Below are 248 nucleotides of genomic sequence, written 5' to 3'. Positions count from 1 at the left end.
GGAAATAGAGCTTGGATATCGAGAAATGAAACAATCGTTATTGAACAGTGAATACACATTAAGAAGTAAGCGGCCAGATATGATAGAACAAGAGTTATGGGGACTTTTACTCTGCTATAACCTTATCAGGCAAGGGATGACAGCTGCAGCGAGTAGATTAGATAACGTTTGGCCTAACCAGTTAAGCTTCACGAGCTGTTCAATGGCAATAACACAGTTCTTCGCAACACTGCCGTTAACAAGTCCTG

General features: G+C 41.5%; 1 pseudogene. It reads left to right on the top strand.

Going from position 1 to position 248, the window contains the following annotated elements:
- Positions 1-248, top strand: a pseudogene (locus ACSLUK_RS20145) (IS4 family transposase); the annotation flags it as partial.

The sequence above is a fragment of the Thalassotalea fusca genome, from assembly GCF_053485835.1.
The sequence above is the reverse complement of the archived record's forward strand: the minus strand, read 5'-3'. Positions and strand labels throughout refer to the sequence as shown.